The following is a 14,319-nucleotide window of genomic DNA, read 5'->3' on the forward strand; positions in this document are numbered from 1 at the left end:
CCACGTTCAGTTTCCAGACCAAATCCGGCGCCAGGAAGGCAACTCTCCATGCTTTAAATCTTCATGCAGTTTTTTTACCGCTTGGCGATGGCCGTTGAACGGCAACAGATCATCCGCCTCATCGAACGTAACCCACCGGTAATCCGTATGTTCCCTATTCAGGGAAATTTCAGCCTCAACAGGGACATTCGCGACAAATAACGGGACAATTTCAACCCTGTCCTCGGCCGGATTATAAAAATGATCGCAATAGTCGGCCGTATACAGACATTCCGGCACCAGTGCGGTCTCCTCATGCAATTCCCGCAGCGCCGCCTGCCACAGGGTTTCATCCCCATCCGGCCGACCGGTCACTTGTGCCCAAGCCCCCTTTAGAAAGCCTGCCGAACGTTTCAGCAATAGCACTTTCCGGTCAGCACGCAGGACAATCACAGCAACCGCATCACAGGCCACATTGGTGCCGTTGGACATGAGATTCCCCCTCAGACCTTGCTTGTGCTCTCCAGGTTCAAAATATCGATAATGTCCAGGATAATGCGGATCTCCGCCAGGGTCTCAGCCACATATTTTGTGTCGGTAAGATCGGAAAAGACAGACCCGGCCTCGAACATATTCTCGCGCTTGGGCCCTGCCAGATACAGGCGATCCTGGTCAAAGGCCAGTTGCAGGCCGCGGTCGAAATGGCGGCTGAGATCCACCAGGCGTTCCATGAAACGCGGGGTGAGCAGATAGCGGGCCTCCACCTGATCCGAGGAGAAAACTTCAAAAATGCGTTCGAATTCTGGATCTTCCAGGGAGACCCGGTCCCCCTGAATGCCCCAGGATTTGAATTTGTTGAAAATCTTGCCGCTGTCCTGGGTGATGATGGTGCGCGCCTTCACGCGCTTGGGAAAGGTAAACTCCGCCAACAGCCCTCTAAAAACCGTGTGGTAACTGGTTTTCCTGTTGCCCTTGCTGTCGGTAGTGGTGCGCTTGTCCTGCAGGCGTGCCTCGACCAGATGCAGTTCAATATCACCGATCCGACCGGATATCTCGTCTTCCAGGTCCGATTTGTCATAGGACGGAATCAATGACAGTTCCCGGAACCGGGCCAGCGGGCTGAAGCGGCACTGTCTGGTATAATCCAGTTCCAGAAAACGGCAAATCGAACCGGCCACATGGGTGTCAAAACCGCTTTTAACCTTGGAAATCTGGTAATAACCAAAACCCACACCCGCCGCCAAGCAGGCAAGGCCACCAAACAGCCAGCCCTGCCAATCCCCGTCCCCGTGCATCTGCCAAGCCCGGAACAAGAGATAGGCCGCCGGAACCGCCAAAACGGCGATCGCAATCTGGCCCTGCCGCAAGGCCGAACGGCGCGCGCCCTCCATCTCTGTCAGGGCCGGTTCGATCTCACGACGGAAATATTCGTTAAAGCCCTTCAGGCGCGGATGGGATTCGTCGAATATCATTGAAATCGTGCGTCACTCAGTCCAGATAGGCCGAGGCGTCCACCGGTTTGCGGGCGGCTTCCTCAATCTCGAAATAAGGCATGGTTTTAACCCCGGTCATCGTGGCGATCATGCTGCCGGGAAAGATCTGGACCGCATTATTCAGATCAGTGACAGCAGAATTGTAAAACCGCCTGGCCGCCGAGATATGCCCCTCCACTTCCGCGAAGGTATCCTGTGCGCGGACGATGGTTTCGTGGGATTTCAATTCCGGATAATTTTCCGCCACGGCAAAAAACTGCAGAATGCCGGATTGCAGCTCGGATTCGGATTGCAGATGGTTCTGAACCGCATCCGGATCCTGGGGATGGTAATCCTGCTGGGCTTTGGCCCGCAATGCGGTCAAGCGGTCCAGCAATTCGCGCTCATGCTTCATGAAACGGCTGGCCAGCTTTAGGATATTGGGCAACAGGTCATGGCGCTTGCGTAATTGCACATCGATGGAAGACAAAGCCTCCAGCGCCTTATTCCGGCGCCCGATCAGGGAAATATACCAGATATAGCCGCCGACCAGAACGGCACCAATCACCAGCATGACGATGGTGGTTTCACTCATAGCCCCGTTTTTCCCCCCGCGGATAATAAACCAACTGACAGCCCGTATTTTAGACGGCCAATCCCAGTCCGCCAACTGAAAACCGGCGATAAAACGGGTTATTCGGCGGCCTGGGCATAACTGCGCAGCCGTTCATTCAGGGTGCCGGAATGCAGCTCAAACAGGTGATTGTCGTAATCATGGAAATAAATGGACTGGCCTTCGCCCTCGATCCGGGGACGCGGGGCACGGATATCCAGGCCAAGCGCCTCGATCTTCTTGCGACAGGCATCCATATCCCCAGGCTTCACCTTGAAGGCCACATGGTTATAGCTGCGTTCATAAAGCGGATCGCCTTCCTGGATGGCGATCCATAACCCGTTCACATCGAAGAATCGTTCCGCCGCAATGGAAAAACTGTCTTCGCCACTGTCATAGACTTCCACACCGCCGAGGATCTCAGTGAGAATGCGCGCCATCTTGTCCAGGTCGCGCACAATGAAAGTCATATGGCTCAAACCTTCGATCATTCCTGATACTCCAATAAGATAGGTCTGTTTTTTTGAGGGCGTATGTATCCAGCTTTTCTTGCAGGAATATGAGTATTTTATGGCAGATGCGTGGCAGGCTTTGCCAGGGCGGAAAAACTGGTAAACTGAAGGGTGACAGCGGGAAAAAAGGCGGGAATGCATCATGCTGAATCTGACCAAAGCCCTGTATCATCTGTCCGCAAAGGCCAGGACCAACTGGTATGGCGGCCACTATGCGCTGGCCCAATTCCTGGCCCCGCCCTCCAATGCACCGCTTCCCCAACCGGGCAGCATGCCAGGATGGGAAGTGATCCTGGCCGACCTTAACGCATTGAACGAGCGGGACTGGACCCAGATCGAACGGGGCGAATACCGACCGCCTGCCGATATGGTCCCCAACCCACTGGCGCTGGCGCGGCAATCACTGCGCTATCTGCGCGATCTGCCGGCCATCAACCAGCGCCGCCGCCTGGGATTGGCTAAAGAGTTGAAGCCCGATGTGGCTGGTCAGGGCTATCCGGATTATTTCCTTCAGAATTTCCATTTCCAGACCGATGGCTGGCTGAGTGAGGATTCCGCAGAGATTTATGATTTCCAAGTAGAGGTTCTGTTTGTCGGCGGGGCCGACGTCATGCGCCGCCAGACCCTGCCCGCCATTCGACGGGCGCTGTCGGGTCAATCCGGCATGGGCATGCGGCTCTGCGATATTGCCTGTGGCACCGGCCGCTATCTGCGGGAGGTCCAGCGCAACTGGCCCGGCCTCGCCTTAACCGGCATTGATCTCAGCGCCGATTACATCACCCATGCAAATCGACAGCAGGGCCGCCAGGGCAAGACCCAGTTTCTCACGGGTATGGCAGAGGATCTTCCCCTGGAAGATGAAAGCCAGGATTTGATTACCTGCATCTATCTGTTTCATGAATTGCCCGCCGATATCCGGCGACTGGCGGCCGCGGAAATGATCCGGGTCCTGAAACCCGGCGGGCAACTGGTCTTTATGGATTCGATCCAGATCGGAGATCATCAACCCTATGACGCCCTGTTGGACCGCTTCCCGATCGCTTTTCACGAACCTTATTACGCCGATTACATCCGGGATGATATTGACGGACTTTTCAAAAAGGCCGGCTTTGAGAAATTAACCAGGGAGCGCGCCTTTTTCTCCACCGGATGGGTGTTCCGCAAACCATGTTGACAGATTCCAAACACTGATGGAATTTGCCGCCCGTCAAAGATCAGCGGGGGAATAGAAGACATGGCATGGCGAAACTGGTTGGTTCTGCTCATAATCGTCGGGGCGGAATCCATTGTCTTTTGGATGCATCCGTTATTGAGCGGATACACGATCCTAGCTTTTCTGCTAGCGCTATCGATTGATCTGCTGTTGCTCGCACTCCTTGGCCGTTTCATGCCAAATCTGGGTTCCCTGTTCTTTATCCTGTTGGCCATACATATGCTAAGATTTTGGCTCTTGATCGAAAATAGGGTGATTTGGGAAATCAGGGGAAACACACAAGATCTGTCCATCCTTGCTGCCATTGCTTTTTTCATCAGCTATATGATTGCCAGCCAGTTCCATTTGCATTTCAAGGCCCGGAAAAGCCGTTAGTCCGGCAAAGCCGGTATCTGACCGTTCAGAATCGGCTGGCTGGAAAAATAGCGCTCCATCTTATCCAGAAAGCATCTTGCTCGCGCGGTCAGCAATCGCCCGGTCGGCCATACCGCATGAATTTCCCGGTCCGGTCCCTGCCAATCCGGCAGAATCCGTCGCAACCGGTTTCGGCGCATATCCTCCGCGCCTTCTGAAACCGGCATCATCAGGAGACCATGGCCATCCGCCGCCAGCTTCACCGCCATATACATATCATCAACCACTACCCTGGATGTCGGGTGCACGATCTGTTGCTGTCCCGTATCCTGTTGCCTGAGATGCCAGCGGGTCAGAAGGCGGCTAAAGATCACCTGATGGCCGGAAAGATCCTCAAGGGTCTCCGGTGTGCCCCGTTTTGACAGATAATCCGGCGACGCCACCAGAATACAGGATATCACCCCAAGTTTCTTACAGGTCAGCTGGGAATCGCTGAGCGGCCCGATCCGTATCGCCAGATCAATCTGGGCTGCTTCCAAATCATGGATATGGTTGCTGAGCACCAGTTCCAGCTGGATATCCGGCTGCGTTCCAAGGAAAGCCGACCACATGTCCATTAAAATGCCCTGGGAAAGGTTGGTCGGCGCTGCGACCTTTAACCGCCCGGCCAGTTGATGCATGTCCCGGCTCAAGCGCCTGGATTGCGTCTCCATCTGATCCAGCAGATCCGCATAGGCGGCAAAATAGGCCTCCCCCTCTGTGGTGAGTTCAAAACGCCTGGCCGAGCGATGGATCAGGCGACATCCCAGGCTGTCTTCCAGCTTCGCCAAACGCCTTGTCACTGTCGCGGGTGGCAAATTCAGCTGATTGGCCGCTGCGCCAAGCCCGCGATGCCGGACAATATTCACAAAAAGCGCCAGATCATCATACATTGCAAATATGGAATTTTAACTTCCATCCTTCGATATATATTCCGTTTCTGGAAATAAATATCATTCAGATCCCCTATTCAACACAGAAATGAGGATCAAGATGCACCCCCTTTGGATCAGCGCCGGCATCGAAGTGACAGACCCGGCCAAATTGAAAAGCGCGAGAATAGAGCTGGATCAATTGCGCCATCACACGATCAGCGAGAAAGGATGCCTGCAGTTCGAGATTTTTCAGGATAACGACACCCCCGGACGTTTCACGCTCTGGGAATGCTGGACCGACCAATCCGCACTGGACGCCCATTTTGCCGCCGCCCACACCCAAGCCTATCTGGCGCAGGACCTGACACAGGTCGTCTATATCGAAAAACTGGGCAAGTTGAAAATCAACGAGGAGGCTGCGTTATGAAATTCCGGATCATCAACTCCATTCTGATGGCCCTATTCCTCAGCTCCGCCATGTCCGGCTGGATCACCTGGATCAATCTCGGCTTTGTTTCCGATTTTCCATTCCGCTGGTTCGAGGCGTTCAAGATGGGCTGGCCACCGGCAACCGTGATTGCTTTTGTGATCGGTCCCAGTGTTCAAAAACTCAGCCGGTGGCTCATGCAAATTGGCGCTGCTGCGGAACAGGCCTGAGCATGGAACATCTCAATTTGAAAAACCTGGGGCTGCCGGTCGGCCCCTATTCTCATGCTGTCTGCCATAACGGATTTCTGTTCACATCCGGCTTCACCGCCTTTGGTACCGATGCCCAAAGCAAATCCATTTCCGTGCAGGCACGGGCAATTTTCCAACAGCTGGAACAGATTGCCCGTGATCAGAAGAGGTCTCTGGCGGATCTTGTCAAAGTGACGATCTTTGTCACGGATTTGGCCGAGATCGAGCCTTTACGCGACTTTCTGCGGAAGGCTTATCCGGGAATTCCGCCGGCAAGCAGCCTGGTTCAAATTACCGGATTGTTCTCGCCGGATCTGAAAATAGAGATTGAAGCTGTCTTTGCGCTCTAAACATCCACACAAAGGGGCTGGGCCATCGCTCAGCCCCGGCTTTCACGGCTAGAATCCGTGATGGCCCAGGATAGCCTGGTACCGGCCGGATGCGCGCAACTCAGCCAACCCCATATTGAAATCCTCTTGCAACCGATCATGATCCGGCGCTTTGCGGCTGATCGCCAGATGCAGTTGATTACTGTCAATCGCGATATCCAGGGGAACGATGTTTTGGTGATATTGAGGCGGCATGCCGGTCTGAAGCAGATGCATGCCCACATACCGGTCGGTCACCAGCATATCCAACCGCCCGACCAGCACCATGCGAAACCCCTGCTCAAGGGTTATAACAGGATAAATCTCCACCCCCTGGCCCGACAGGATCTTGAGCACATGGGCACCGCGCAAACCACCGACGCGCGTCCCGCGCAGGGTAAGAAGATCCTGGCCTGCCTTAAGATCTATTCGTCCAAAGGGAACACTCACCTCTTCCCCGACGGGATCTGTGAAAACCGCCCATTGCCGCCGTTCTTCGTTGATATTGGCCAGATAAAGGGCGTCCGCCTTACCATCACGGGTCAGGGCTAACGCACGCGCCCACGGCAGGATCTGAAGATGCGGTTCATATCCCGCTTCTTTCAGAATCGTCGCGCAAACCTCCCAGGCCCAGCCTTTCTGGGGAAGGTTTTCACTGACATAGGGTGGAAATTCCAGCGTCACCACATGCACCGGTCGGCCATCGGCCCGGGTTGGGTTTATGACCGACAATAAAACCAAGGCCAGCAAAATGGGTCGGATCATTGGAGTCCTCCTGGACCGATAGTAATCCGATCTCCCGGTTCCGGGCAATTGCTGATCAGCGCCGCCAGAAAGTGGCGGTAAATAGAATGATCACGGTGAAAATCTCAAGCCGCCCTAGCAGCATGCCCGCCGACATGACCCATTTGGCCGGGTCGGAAAGCTGGGCGAAATTACCAGCTGGGCCGACCTGGGGCCCAAGACCAGGCCCCACATTGGCAATGGCAGTGGCCGCCGCGCTGGTTGCAGTGATGAAATCCAGCCCTAACGCACCAAGAGCCGCCGCCAGCACGGCAAAGGAGATTGCGAACATAAAGAAGAAGGCCATGACGGATTCGGAAACCGATTCCGGGATCGGGCGGCGGTTATAATAAGCGATAAACACGCCATGGGGCTGCAGCAGGCTTTTTAACTGGACCCGCGCGGTCTCGAACAGAACTTGAAAGCGGAAAATCTTGATACCACAGGTGGTGGACCCGGCGCAGCCGCCGACAAACATCAGGGCAAAAATCATCGGCTGGGCAAAATCACCCCAGGAATAAAAACTATAATCCGTCGCATAGCCGGTGCCGGTCATGATTGATGTGACATTGAAGCTGGTTTTGCGCAGCGCCTCCCAGAAACCTATATCCTGATGAAGTGCCATCAGATGGGCCGAGCCAATCACCGCGATCCCAAGAAAACTGATGAACCAGCGCACCTGGGTATCCTTGAACAGCGGCCGCCAATTGGCCCGTATCACCTGCAAATAGAGAAGAAAGGGCAGCGATCCCAGAATCATAAAGACGATCGCTATCATTTCCACCCGGAGATCCTTGAACCAGCCCAGGGACAAATCATGGGTGGAAAAGCCGCCGGTCGCAACGGTGGTCATGGCATGGTTGATAGCGTCAAAGCCGGACATGCCGACCATCCAATAAAGCGTTGCGCAGGTCAGGGTCAGCGCCAGGTAAATAAAGGAGATCCAGCCGCCGATCTGAGCCGCACGCGGCAGCGCTTTTTCCACACGATCGGAAAATTCCATGCGGAAGAGCTGCATACCACCGACCTGCAGGATCGGCAGCACGGAAATCGCCATCACCACAATCCCGATCCCGCCCAGCCATTGCAGGATCGAGCGCCAAAGCAAAATCCCGGGCGGCACATAATCCAGGCCCACCATCACCGTTGAGCCCGTGGTAGACAGACCTGACATGGCCTCGAAATATGCGTCCGTGTATGAGAGATTAAGATCGGCAAAGGCGAGCGGCAGGGCCGCAAACGCCGGCAGAGTGACCCAGGCGCCCGTGGTCATCACAAAGGCCTGGCGGATGTTGAGCATCGCCGCTTCGGTGCGGGTCGCCAGAATGCAGCTGACCCCGACAAACAAGGTGAAACCGGCGGAAAGCGCGAAGACCTGCCAATCATCATTATTGACGGCAGCATCCACCGCCGCCGGCAGCAGCATCGAGACTGCCAGCATGCTCAGCAAAATGCCAAGCACAAAGAAAATTGGACGAAAATCCTGCAAAAACCGCCTGCCCCGGTTGTTTATCCCACTGCCAAACTTGCCAGAATTCTTCTCGGGCGGGAACCATGATTCCTTCCCTCACGAAGAGAGTCCAGATTAATCAGCAGATTGAATGCATGGACCAACTGCCGGAGAACCGGTCAGATGGAGTGCACCTTGCGGATATTGTTGCGGCCAATCAAAGTCAGAAATTCGGAACGTGTCCGGGCATCCTCACGGAAGCGACCCGTCATATAGCTGGTCATCATATCAACACCCGGCTTATGAACCCCGCGGCAGGTCATGCATTGATGTGAGGCCTGCACTACGACGGCGGCACCCTTTGGCTTCAATGCGCTGGTGATTGCATTGGCAATCTGGGCGGTCATCTTTTCCTGAATCTGAAGGCGTTTGGCATAAATCTCGACCACACGCGCCAATTTGGAAATACCAACCACGCGTTCATTGGGCAGATAGGCGACATGCACTTTACCCAGGATCGGCGCCAAATGGTGCTCACAATGGGATTCGAAGGGAATTTCCTTCAAAACCACCATTTCATCATAACCGTCTGTTTCTTCAAACGTGCGCGACAGCAAGGTATCGGGGTCTTCCGCATAACCGGCGAAATATTCTTCGAATGCGCGTACGACACGCCCTGGCGTGTCCAGAAGGCCTTCACGGTCCGGATCATCACCCGCCCAGCAAAGGAGCTTGCGCACCGCTTCTTCCGCATCCGCCCGGGTTACCGTCATCGCCCCGCTGGGGCTGGTTTTCGAATCAGTGGTCATGAATTTGCTCTTCATCCAACATGGTTTGCGCGCAATAAACGGCTTTTTGGCGCAAATATCAACATCACAAACGTTGGATATTAGCCTTTTCGCGACCTCACGGTCGCCATTTCACTGCCCAGGCAAGTTCAAAGGCTCAGTGGATCTGCTGGGACATGTGGGGGCTGTCGAGGGAAAAAGCCGGAATGGTCACCTCAAAACCGGTGCCATCGGACCGTTCCATCTCATATTCGCCCATCATGATGCCGCTGGGGGTCTGCAGCGGGGTTCCGCTGGTATATTCATAGCTGTCACCCGGCGCCAGCACAGGCTGTTCGCCGACCACACCAGCCCCGCGCACTTCCTGGCAGCGGCCCATACCATCGGTGATTTTCCAATGTCGGTTGATCAGCTGGACCCGGTCCTCACCGTGATTTTCAATGCGTACATTATAGGCCCAGACATAATGATCATCCTCGGGCGAGGATTGATCCTCAAGATAGACCGGCCGTACGGACACACGAATGCCGTTGGTGGTCTCCTCATACATATGCTGGTCGTCCTTGTGCGCGGTCATCTTTTCCTCGGACCTGGGTGGCATAGTCAGCTATGGGAAATAGATTACGCCAAGCGGGTTAAATGGCAAGCGTGCTGATCACAAAAAATCCCCCTGCCGGTCCAGGGACAGTGGACCATCTAGCAGGGGGTCAAGTCAGTGGGATGCCGGGCCCAGTGGTTTCTCGCGAAAACCTCTGGACGGAACTTGATCGAGAGTGGCGGGATCAAGCAGCCAACGGAGCCAGGCTCTTAGCGCCGGCATCCCCGGGAAAGCGTCACTCTCAGGCATCCACCCGGGGATAGAAGATGATCTCCACACGGCGGTTTTGGGCTTCACGCACATTATCCCGGGTTTTGACCTTCAGTCGGTCTTCGCCATAGGCGCTAATGGCGATGCGGTCTTCCGGGATCCCATTTTCCATCAGGATCTGTTTCACCCGGTCGGCCCGGCGCAGGGAGATCTTCATGTTATTTTCCTGGGACCCGACCGTATCGGCATAGCCGACAACCGTCACCAGCGGCACATTCAGCCGGACGGATTCTCGCGCCAGGCGGGCGATTTCCGCCTTGAAATGATCGTTGGGTTCCGCACGATTGAAGGAAAACCAGACCCGTTGTGGCTCGCTCAATTCGCGCTCCAGGCTGATCACGGATTTCTGGAACCGGTCATGACAAGCGGCAATATGATCGGCCTGCCACCCCTCTTCCAACTGTTCGAGCCAGCAATCATAAGAAGCTTGGGCACGGGCAGCCAGTTCCGGAGAGCGGCTGGCGGCGTCCCTGGCGAGCAACGCCACCAACCGCTTCCGTGCGTCGGACAAGCGCCTGGCCCCATAGGCCAGATCCCAGTCCGCCACCCTTTCCGGAACCGGGCGTGCGCCTTCCGCCGCCGTCAGGCCTTTCTTAGCGAAATGACGGGCATCCCCCCAGTCATACATCTGATAGGCTTCGTAACTGGCCAGGTCGCGATATTCACGCGTCAACGCCTGGTCATACCCGGTGCCGCCGGATTGCCGGGCGGACAGCTGATCCACTTCCTCGGTCGCGGTATAACAGGCAGCCAGCGGCAGGCTAACTGCCCCTGCCAGCAACATACGGGATACTGTTTTTACCTTAAGCATGATCCGGGTCCTGTTCCGAAATTTTTGATGAGACCAGTTTCGCGCCGGATCTGGATGAGAATGTGCGGAAATTAAGGAAAGATTTTGACAGCAGACTGCCCTGTTAGGGTATTGTAATAAAAGGATTCCATCGTTTACCGGCCCAGGGAGAGCCGCATTTTGGCAAGTGAGACCCTAAAAAATTCCTCCAAACCCGTTCCCCTGTTGGAACCGGATATCGGCCCGGCAGAGCGTGCCAGGGTCGATCAATGCCTGGCAGATAACTGGGTTTCCTCTGCCGGCCCTTATGTCAGCGCGTTTGAAAAACGGGTCGCCGGGCTCGCCAATCGCCGCCACGGCATTGCCACCGCCAGCGGCACCGCGGCCCTGCACCTGGCGTTACTCAGCCTGGGGATTGGCCGGGACGATTTCGTTCTTGTTCCCGATTGGACTTTTTCCGCCTCGGCCAATGCGGTCATTCATGCAGGTGCGGTGCCTGTTTTCATCGATATCGACCCGGAGAGCTGGGACCTGGATGCCAGCAGTTTGGAACAGGCTTTGTCAGGGCTGGACCGGAAACCGGCGGCCATGATGGTGGTGGACCCGCCCAGCCTGCTGGGCGATCTGCCGCGATGGGAGGCGATGGCACGCGGTCACGGCATTCCCCTGATCGAGGATGCCGCAGGGGCCTTGGGCAGCCGCCGGGAAAGTCGACCCGCCGGGCATTTTGGCACCCTTTCCACCTTCAGCTTCAACGGCAACAAAATCCTCACCACGGGCGGCGGCGGCATGATGGTCACCGATGATGACGCCCTGGCCGAAAAGGCACGCCATTTTTCGGCCCAGGCCCGGACCGGTCAGGTTTATCGCTATGATGCCGCTGGCTATAATTTCAGAATGCCCAGCCTGAACGCCGCCCTTGGCCTCGCCCAATGTGATCGGCTGGACGCCATGCTGTCCCGTAAAAGGGAAATCGCCGCACGTTACCGGGCATTTTTTGACGGCAACAATCATCTATCCTTCATGCCGCTGAACAATCTTCAGGACAGCAATGCCTGGATGTCCTGCTGCGTGACCGACACCACCGACGCTGCGGAGGATCTGGTCCGGCATCTGGATGTCGCCGGGATCATGGCACGGCCTTTCTGGTGCGGCCTTTCAGACCAACCCCCCTACCAGGCCTATCCGGCCTATCTTTCCGGCGGTTCGGCGCGCCTTTCCGGCCGGGTGGTCAGCCTGCCCAGCAGCAGCACGCTGACAGATCAGGATCTGGACAGGGTTCTGGCCGCCCTGCAGGAATGGCCACACCAACAGGGGTTACCATCATGATTAGGCCGGGCGATAACATCATCCTGTTCGGGGCCGGCGGCCATGCCAAGGGATTGGTGGAAATCATCACCACCCATGGCGGTAAGATCGCGGGCTATACCGGACCCGAGAAAAGTCACTGGCTGGATGCCCCCTGGCTCGGCGGAGATGATCAGGCTGTGCCGGAGATGGGACCGCTGGTCCTTGGTTTCGGGGCGGTCACACCGGCCGCCCTTGCCACGCGTCTTAACCTGCTGGAAAAATTCCGCTTTCGCGGCTTCACAGCACCAGCCGTGATCAGTCCCGATGCCATCATAAGCCCCAGTGCCACACTCGGCGCAGGCAGCCAGATCCTGCCCGGCGCGATCATTCATGCCCAGGCAACCATTGGTGATGGAGCCATCATCAACAGCGGTGCCATTGTCGAGCATGATGTCCAGATTGCCGACGGTGCCCATGTGGCGCCAGGGGCCATCATCCTTGGCGGTGCGATGATCGGAAAGCATGCCATGATCGGGGCCGGGGCGGTCATCCTGCCGGGTGCCGAAGTCGCCCCGGAAACTCTGATTGCCGCCAACACCCGATTTGGGGCATGATAGAGCCTTGAATTCACTGTTTATTCAAAGGCGCTTCACGGGCTGGCCGGGAATAAGGAAGACAGGTTAAACCATGTCCTATTATGTGGAATATGACATCGATCCCTTCTGTTGCGCACCCGATATGCCAATCCGGGAGGTGCTGCTCCGGATCAACAGCCTGACAACCACACCGGTTTTCCAAATTGTAGTCGATGAAGCGGGCAAAGTGGTCGGCACTGCCACGGACGGGGATATCCGCCGTGGTATCCTGGCCGGGAACAGTCTGGATGATCCGATCCGGTCCTGCATGCATCAAGGCGCACGGACCCTGAAACGGCTGGACCGCATTCCCGAACCGACGATGCAGGAATATGGTTTCCTGCCTCATGTGGATGAAACCGGAAAGCTGGCCGCCATTGTCATCAACAGTCTTCTGGCCACAGGCATTCAAAACTGCCTCATCATGGCGGGCGGCTATGGCAAGCGTTTGGGCAACCTGACCCTCAATACACCAAAACCACTGGTGGCCCTGGGCGACCGGCCTATCCTTGCCCATATCCTGATGGGGCTGGAACGGTTCGGCATCCGGCATGCCTATCTGTCAGTCCATTTCCTGGCCGACCAGTTCAAGCAATTCGCACAAGATTGGAACGGGGATATTGACCTGGACCTGATCCACGAAACCGAGAAGCTTGGTACCGCCGGGGCGCTGGGGCTCTACCCGCGCCCTTTGGATGCGCCGGTTCTGGTGATCAACGGCGATGTGCTGACCAATATCAATTATCTGGCGCTGAAGGATTTCCACGATCAAAAGGGCTATGACGCCACCATTGGCGTCACGTTGCATGACACCGAGATCCCCTTTGGCATCATCCAGCAGAATAAAGACGGCACCCTTGCCGGTATTGAGGAAAAACCGGTGCTGACCCATTTTGTCGCCGCCGGGATTTATTATCTCTCGCCTAAGATCCTGGATATGGTGCCGGAACCAACAGCCCTGGACATGCCGGACCTGATCAATCTGGCCGCCGAAAAAGGGCTCAAAATTGGTCTGTTCCCGATTCATGAATATTGGCGTGACATTGGCCGCCCACCGGATTTGAAAGCAGCCGGCATCGATCTGGCCCAGGACCTGGTCAATCTAGATGGCTGCGATTAATACGCAGGCGGCAGAGAGTCAGCCTTCTCCATCCCCCGATAATGGCACCGCCAGGCCAACTTTGACCCCATCCATGACCACATTGGTCTGGAAACGGCGCACATTGGAGTTTTGAAAGAAGAAATTGCGGGTGAATTCTTCGTAATCCTTCATATCCTTTGCCGTGACAATCAAAACGAAATCCGCCGTGCCGGTAACATAATAACATTGCATCACTTCCGGTGACGCACGCATCTTACGCTTGAACTCATCCAGATATTCCGGCCGTTCCCGTTCCATGGTCACTTCCACAATCATGGTCATCCGGCGACCGATGCTGGCCGGGTCCAGCACAGAGATGTCAGAGGCAATCACCCCGGTTTCCCGAAGCTTCTTGAGCCGTTTTTGACAGGCCGCCGGTGACAAACCGACCTTTTCGCTCAAAATCTCTGCCGTCTGACGGTTATTGATCTGCATCTGGTTCAACAATTTGCGGTCAAATTCATCCATTAG

19 protein-coding genes are annotated in these 14,319 nt (G+C 55.9%); 8 read left to right on the forward strand and 11 right to left on the reverse strand.

The genetic code is table 11. The features are described 5' to 3' along the window. Nucleotides 1-6 precede the first annotated feature (6 nt). The 4 genes from DFP90_RS18385 to fosX all read right to left on the reverse strand — a co-directional run bounded on the left by DFP90_RS18385 (nucleotide 7) and on the right by fosX (nucleotide 2,555). Nucleotides 7-471 carry an NUDIX hydrolase gene (locus tag DFP90_RS18385; protein WP_115938116.1) on the reverse strand — a complete coding sequence of 155 codons (465 nt, stop codon included), beginning with the start codon at nucleotides 469-471 and terminating at the stop codon, nucleotides 7-9. Between the two features lie 11 nt (nucleotides 472-482). Then, on the reverse strand, nucleotides 483-1,451 hold the full coding sequence (locus DFP90_RS18390; protein ID WP_115938118.1) for a DUF3137 domain-containing protein: 969 nt from the start codon (nucleotides 1,449-1,451) through the stop codon (nucleotides 483-485). A gap of 16 nt (nucleotides 1,452-1,467) precedes the next feature. Continuing rightward, nucleotides 1,468-2,046, reverse strand: a complete 579-nt coding sequence (locus tag DFP90_RS18395) for a LemA family protein (RefSeq protein ID WP_115938120.1) — start codon at nucleotides 2,044-2,046, stop codon at nucleotides 1,468-1,470. A gap of 98 nt (nucleotides 2,047-2,144) precedes the next feature. After that, nucleotides 2,145-2,555 carry a FosX/FosE/FosI family fosfomycin resistance hydrolase gene (fosX, locus tag DFP90_RS18400; protein ID WP_115938122.1) on the reverse strand — a complete coding sequence of 137 codons (411 nt, stop codon included), beginning with the start codon at nucleotides 2,553-2,555 and terminating at the stop codon, nucleotides 2,145-2,147. Between the two features lie 163 nt (nucleotides 2,556-2,718). Here fosX and DFP90_RS18405 point away from each other — a divergent pair, with 163 nt between their 5' ends. Beyond that, a complete protein-coding gene (locus DFP90_RS18405) occupies nucleotides 2,719-3,750 on the forward strand; it encodes a class I SAM-dependent methyltransferase (RefSeq protein ID WP_115938124.1) in 1,032 nt (343 codons plus the stop codon). Between the two features lie 60 nt (nucleotides 3,751-3,810). Continuing rightward, nucleotides 3,811-4,164 (forward strand): hypothetical protein, encoded by a 354-nt coding sequence (locus DFP90_RS18410; protein ID WP_115938126.1) that lies wholly within the window; start codon nucleotides 3,811-3,813, stop codon nucleotides 4,162-4,164. Here the strand turns inward: DFP90_RS18410 and DFP90_RS18415 are convergent. Continuing rightward, nucleotides 4,161-5,075 carry a LysR family transcriptional regulator gene (locus DFP90_RS18415; RefSeq protein WP_115938128.1) on the reverse strand — a complete coding sequence of 305 codons (915 nt, stop codon included), beginning with the start codon at nucleotides 5,073-5,075 and terminating at the stop codon, nucleotides 4,161-4,163. The genes DFP90_RS18410 and DFP90_RS18415 overlap by 4 nt on opposite strands. A 100-nt stretch (nucleotides 5,076-5,175) precedes the next feature. Here DFP90_RS18415 and DFP90_RS18420 point away from each other — a divergent pair, with 100 nt between their 5' ends. The 3 genes from DFP90_RS18420 to DFP90_RS18430 are packed head-to-tail and all read left to right on the forward strand — an operon-like array spanning nucleotide 5,176 to nucleotide 6,085. Then, nucleotides 5,176-5,484, forward strand: a complete 309-nt coding sequence (locus DFP90_RS18420; protein ID WP_115938130.1) for a putative quinol monooxygenase — start codon at nucleotides 5,176-5,178, stop codon at nucleotides 5,482-5,484. Continuing rightward, on the forward strand, nucleotides 5,481-5,714 hold the full coding sequence (locus tag DFP90_RS18425; RefSeq protein WP_115938132.1) for a DUF2798 domain-containing protein: 234 nt from the start codon (nucleotides 5,481-5,483) through the stop codon (nucleotides 5,712-5,714). Before DFP90_RS18420 ends, DFP90_RS18425 begins: the two co-directional genes overlap by 4 nt. A gap of 2 nt (nucleotides 5,715-5,716) precedes the next feature. Further along, the gene (locus tag DFP90_RS18430; RefSeq protein WP_115938134.1) at nucleotides 5,717-6,085 is read left to right on the forward strand and encodes a RidA family protein; all 369 of its coding nucleotides are present in this window, start codon (nucleotides 5,717-5,719) and stop codon (nucleotides 6,083-6,085) included. Between the two features lie 48 nt (nucleotides 6,086-6,133). Here DFP90_RS18430 and DFP90_RS18435 read toward each other — a convergent pair whose 3' ends face one another. The 5 genes from DFP90_RS18435 to DFP90_RS18455 all read right to left on the reverse strand — a co-directional run bounded on the left by DFP90_RS18435 (nucleotide 6,134) and on the right by DFP90_RS18455 (nucleotide 10,803). Then, nucleotides 6,134-6,868, reverse strand: coding sequence for a substrate-binding periplasmic protein (locus tag DFP90_RS18435; protein WP_115938136.1), 735 nt, complete (start codon nucleotides 6,866-6,868; stop codon nucleotides 6,134-6,136). 55 nt (nucleotides 6,869-6,923) lie between these two features. After that, nucleotides 6,924-8,375, reverse strand: a complete 1,452-nt coding sequence (locus DFP90_RS18440) for a TrkH family potassium uptake protein (protein ID WP_115938138.1) — start codon at nucleotides 8,373-8,375, stop codon at nucleotides 6,924-6,926. Nucleotides 8,376-8,515: 140 nt separating this feature from the next. Further along, on the reverse strand, nucleotides 8,516-9,145 hold the full coding sequence (gene folE, locus DFP90_RS18445; protein WP_245957117.1) for a GTP cyclohydrolase I FolE: 630 nt from the start codon (nucleotides 9,143-9,145) through the stop codon (nucleotides 8,516-8,518). Nucleotides 9,146-9,281: 136 nt separating this feature from the next. After that, a complete protein-coding gene (gene apaG / locus DFP90_RS18450; protein ID WP_115938272.1) occupies nucleotides 9,282-9,674 on the reverse strand; it encodes a Co2+/Mg2+ efflux protein ApaG in 393 nt (130 codons plus the stop codon). A gap of 289 nt (nucleotides 9,675-9,963) precedes the next feature. Then, entirely contained in the window at nucleotides 9,964-10,803 is an 840-nt protein-coding gene (locus tag DFP90_RS18455) for an OmpA family protein (RefSeq protein ID WP_115938142.1), read from the reverse strand. 159 nt (nucleotides 10,804-10,962) lie between these two features. Between DFP90_RS18455 and DFP90_RS18460 the strand changes: the two genes are divergently transcribed. The 3 genes from DFP90_RS18460 to DFP90_RS18470 all read left to right on the forward strand — a co-directional run bounded on the left by DFP90_RS18460 (nucleotide 10,963) and on the right by DFP90_RS18470 (nucleotide 13,827). After that, nucleotides 10,963-12,111, forward strand: coding sequence for a DegT/DnrJ/EryC1/StrS family aminotransferase (locus tag DFP90_RS18460; RefSeq protein ID WP_181905444.1), 1,149 nt, complete (start codon nucleotides 10,963-10,965; stop codon nucleotides 12,109-12,111). Further along, nucleotides 12,108-12,686 carry an LbetaH domain-containing protein gene (locus DFP90_RS18465; RefSeq protein ID WP_181905445.1) on the forward strand — a complete coding sequence of 193 codons (579 nt, stop codon included), beginning with the start codon at nucleotides 12,108-12,110 and terminating at the stop codon, nucleotides 12,684-12,686. The genes DFP90_RS18460 and DFP90_RS18465 overlap by 4 nt, the downstream gene beginning before the upstream one ends. Before the next feature lie 73 nt (nucleotides 12,687-12,759). Next, nucleotides 12,760-13,827, forward strand: a complete 1,068-nt coding sequence (locus tag DFP90_RS18470) for a sugar phosphate nucleotidyltransferase (RefSeq protein ID WP_115938149.1) — start codon at nucleotides 12,760-12,762, stop codon at nucleotides 13,825-13,827. A gap of 18 nt (nucleotides 13,828-13,845) precedes the next feature. Here DFP90_RS18470 and DFP90_RS18475 read toward each other — a convergent pair whose 3' ends face one another. After that, nucleotides 13,846-14,316, reverse strand: coding sequence for an Lrp/AsnC family transcriptional regulator (locus tag DFP90_RS18475; RefSeq protein ID WP_218044730.1), 471 nt, complete (start codon nucleotides 14,314-14,316; stop codon nucleotides 13,846-13,848). Between the last annotated feature and the right edge of the window lie 3 nt (nucleotides 14,317-14,319).

This window comes from Aestuariispira insulae (genome assembly GCF_003385955.1).
In the GTDB taxonomy this organism is placed as follows: Bacteria; Pseudomonadota; Alphaproteobacteria; order UBA8366; family Aestuariispiraceae; genus Aestuariispira; species Aestuariispira insulae.

What these genes read in the sequence shown, in the direction of transcription:
- folE (WP_245957117.1), bottom strand. Translation starts at nt 9,145, where the DNA reads ATGACCACTGATTCGAAAACCAGCCCCAGCGGGGCGATGACGGTAACC.
- DFP90_RS18425 (WP_115938132.1), top strand. Translation starts at nt 5,481, where the DNA reads ATGAAATTCCGGATCATCAACTCCATTCTGATGGCCCTATTCCTCAGC.
- DFP90_RS18455 (WP_115938142.1), bottom strand. Translation starts at nt 10,803, where the DNA reads ATGCTTAAGGTAAAAACAGTATCCCGTATGTTGCTGGCAGGGGCAGTT.
- DFP90_RS18435 (WP_115938136.1), bottom strand. Translation starts at nt 6,868, where the DNA reads ATGATCCGACCCATTTTGCTGGCCTTGGTTTTATTGTCGGTCATAAAC.
- DFP90_RS18405 (WP_115938124.1), top strand. Translation starts at nt 2,719, where the DNA reads ATGCTGAATCTGACCAAAGCCCTGTATCATCTGTCCGCAAAGGCCAGG.
- DFP90_RS18475 (WP_218044730.1), bottom strand. Translation starts at nt 14,316, where the DNA reads ATGGATGAATTTGACCGCAAATTGTTGAACCAGATGCAGATCAATAAC.
- DFP90_RS18395 (WP_115938120.1), bottom strand. Translation starts at nt 2,046, where the DNA reads ATGAGTGAAACCACCATCGTCATGCTGGTGATTGGTGCCGTTCTGGTC.
- DFP90_RS18390 (WP_115938118.1), bottom strand. Translation starts at nt 1,451, where the DNA reads ATGATATTCGACGAATCCCATCCGCGCCTGAAGGGCTTTAACGAATAT.
- DFP90_RS18385 (WP_115938116.1), bottom strand. Translation starts at nt 471, where the DNA reads ATGTCCAACGGCACCAATGTGGCCTGTGATGCGGTTGCTGTGATTGTC.
- DFP90_RS18430 (WP_115938134.1), top strand. Translation starts at nt 5,717, where the DNA reads ATGGAACATCTCAATTTGAAAAACCTGGGGCTGCCGGTCGGCCCCTAT.
- DFP90_RS18470 (WP_115938149.1), top strand. Translation starts at nt 12,760, where the DNA reads ATGTCCTATTATGTGGAATATGACATCGATCCCTTCTGTTGCGCACCC.
- DFP90_RS18420 (WP_115938130.1), top strand. Translation starts at nt 5,176, where the DNA reads ATGCACCCCCTTTGGATCAGCGCCGGCATCGAAGTGACAGACCCGGCC.
- DFP90_RS18415 (WP_115938128.1), bottom strand. Translation starts at nt 5,075, where the DNA reads ATGTATGATGATCTGGCGCTTTTTGTGAATATTGTCCGGCATCGCGGG.
- DFP90_RS18465 (WP_181905445.1), top strand. Translation starts at nt 12,108, where the DNA reads ATGATTAGGCCGGGCGATAACATCATCCTGTTCGGGGCCGGCGGCCAT.
- fosX (WP_115938122.1), bottom strand. Translation starts at nt 2,555, where the DNA reads ATGATCGAAGGTTTGAGCCATATGACTTTCATTGTGCGCGACCTGGAC.
- DFP90_RS18410 (WP_115938126.1), top strand. Translation starts at nt 3,811, where the DNA reads ATGGCATGGCGAAACTGGTTGGTTCTGCTCATAATCGTCGGGGCGGAA.
- apaG (WP_115938272.1), bottom strand. Translation starts at nt 9,674, where the DNA reads ATGTATGAGGAGACCACCAACGGCATTCGTGTGTCCGTACGGCCGGTC.